We start from the raw sequence: 2448 nt of genomic DNA, 5'->3' as shown, positions 1-2448 counted from the left end.
AGGCAGGTCAGGCGGCCGCGGTGCACGCGGCCGCGACCGGCTACCGCGACCGCTCGCATTTCGACGGCCAGGATGTGCTGGAGAGCGGCCTGCCGGGCCCTGGCAACGCCACAACCGGTTGGCTGAATCGGGCGATAGCCAGCCTCCCGGCAGGTGAAAGAGTGGCCAAGCTCGGCGGGCTGGCGGTCGGCCCATCGATGCCGCTGGTGATCCGTGGCGCAGCACCCGTGCTCGGCTGGGCACCGCAGGCGCTGCCGACGCCCAGCGATGCGCTGGCGGAGCGTGTGCTCGACCTCTACAACCATCGCGACCCGGTGCTGGCAGCGGTGCTGCAGAAGGGCCTCGACGCCGACCGCATGGCGATGAGCGACCAGCTCGATGGCAGCACGATGAAACCCTACGGCGGCCTCGCCAACGCCGCCTGCATGCGCCAGTCCGCGCAAGGCGCGGCGAAACTGATGGCCGCCGACGACGGGCCGCGCATTGCGGCGCTGGCCTTCGACGGCTGGGACACGCATGTCAACGAGGGCGGCGCCACCGGGCGGCTCGCCAAGCTGCTCGGCGGCCTCGATGGCGCCTTCGAGGAATTCGAGAAAGGGCTCGGCGAGCGCTGGAAGGACACCGCGATCGTCGCCATCACCGAATTCGGCCGCACCGCCCGCGTCAACGGCACCGTCGGCACGGACCACGGCACCGGCACGGTAGTGCTGCTCGCCGGCGGCGCGATCAAAGGTGGCCGCGTCATCGCCGACTGGCCGGGGCTGAAGCCGGCTCAGCTCTACCAAGGCCGCGACCTCGCGCCGACCAGCGATGTGCGCGCGGTGTTGAAGGGGTTGCTTGCCGAGCAGTTCGGGCTCTCCGCCGCCGTGCTCGGCGACAAGGTGTTTCCGGACTCAGGAGAGGTGAAGCCGATGCGGGATTTGGTGGCGTGAGCCTCGACTTTTCCCATCGGTGACAGGTGCGGCGTCTGCTGTCATTCGTCATTGTCGGGCGGAGCAAGGAAGCGAAGCGACGCATGCAGATCCTAGCATCCATTCTGCGAAGTTGAGGCGTCGCTGCGAGGCAGAATTCTGCTCCGCTGGATTCTACGATTAAAGGTAACGGCATGGATCCTCGGGTCTCCGCGTCCGCTTCGCTCCCGCTCCGCCCGTGGATGACGAAGCCGAGGGACTTCAGCAAATTAGGACCGCTTTCGGGAAGCCCACCGACATGACTGCCTCGTGTAAGTCGAAAAAGCCCGCGCCGTTGCCAGCGCGGGCGTCGATGGCGATCCGAGAGCAATCACCAGCTCCAATAGCCGCGATGCCAGCGGTGGTGATACCGGAAGCCCGGATGCCAGTGGCGCACGGGCCGGATGAACCGGCGACCGTTCGGCACGCATCTGCCCCAGTGATTCACGTGCCAACCAGGACCGCAGCGCCAGCCGACCGTCTCGACTGGCAGCGGCGCAGCGCTGGGCTTTGCCATCGGCATGGCCTGCGCGCCGGCGGAGAGCATCAAAGTGCCGGCGGCCAATGCGAACGGTAGAAAATATTTGGTGAGCATAAAGTTCGTCTCCGTGATTCATCCCTACCGCCGTGAAACGGACGGCAAGGTCGAAATCCGTCGGATGGGATGGATCACATCCTCGTTATCGGGCCGCGTCGTTGAGCGTCGCCACGGTCTTCAGCGCGCCGTCGAGCATGTCGCCCTTTTCGTCCTTCAGCGCCGCTTCGCGCAGGCGGCGGATCCAGTCGGCGGCGTCTTCGCGGCCCTTGAGCATCGGGAGGGCCGAGAGCACGCGGTCGAATTTCGACTGGGCACGGGCGTGGGTGTCGCTGTAGCCCTTGATCAAGCGGCGGCAATTCAGGATCTCCAGCCCAAGCGCATAGTTTTCGCGCGCATGGGCAAGCGCCAGTTCGTACCAGCGCTCCAGATGCTCGACCTCGACCTTGTGGCGCAGCAGGCGGCGCCGCCAGCGGTGCAGGCCGCCGATGAACCAGAGCATGGCGAAGCCGGTGAAACTGTCGGTGCGGATATGGCGGCCGCGGTTGATGCGGCGGTCAAGGAAGGCGGCGAGCTTCGGGCGGTTCTCGATGTAACTGCCGATTGCTAGCGGCAGCGTGCCGCAAAATTCCTCGATGCGCGGATGGAAATATTCGGTGACCTGCAGGACCAAGCCTTCCCTGACACCGACTTCCTTGCGCACGCGCCTGTCGCGGGTCGAACGCGTCTTGAGGTCGGCGACGCGGATCATGTCGTCGTAGCACATGGCGTTGGCCAGATGTTTCGCGGCCGCGACCGACAGCGCATGGCCACGCTCCGCATTGTCCAGCGCGATCGCCTTGTCCAGCCGGTCGAGATATTCGCCGCCATAGGCGGCGTCCTGGTAATCGACGACCTTCTTCAGGCCGCGTTCAGCCATGTCGCGCACAGGCTCCGGGAGCGCCGCGACACGGGCGGCGAGCT

At 66.4% G+C, this 2448-nt stretch carries 3 protein-coding genes; 1 reads left to right on the top strand and 2 read right to left on the bottom strand.

Going from position 1 to position 2448, the window contains the following annotated elements; translation table 11 throughout:
* The coding region (locus EOA60_RS28795) for a DUF1501 domain-containing protein (protein WP_128312299.1) at positions 1-932 on the top strand (932 nt) is incomplete at its 5' end.
* 349 nt (positions 933-1281) lie between these two features.
* Here the strand turns inward: EOA60_RS28795 and EOA60_RS28790 are convergent.
* Complete coding sequence (locus tag EOA60_RS28790; RefSeq protein ID WP_095824259.1) at positions 1282-1545, bottom strand: hypothetical protein; 264 nt, start codon at positions 1543-1545, stop codon at positions 1282-1284.
* Positions 1546-1630: 85 nt separating this feature from the next.
* The coding region (locus EOA60_RS28785; RefSeq protein WP_128312296.1) for an indolepyruvate oxidoreductase subunit beta family protein at positions 1631-2448 on the bottom strand (818 nt) is incomplete at its 5' end.

The sequence above is a fragment of the Mesorhizobium sp. M1A.F.Ca.IN.020.06.1.1 genome (assembly GCF_004023265.1).
Classification (GTDB): Bacteria; Pseudomonadota; Alphaproteobacteria; order Rhizobiales; family Rhizobiaceae; genus Mesorhizobium.
Note: the sequence above shows the minus strand (reverse complement) of the source record. Positions and strands in the feature narration are given on the sequence as shown.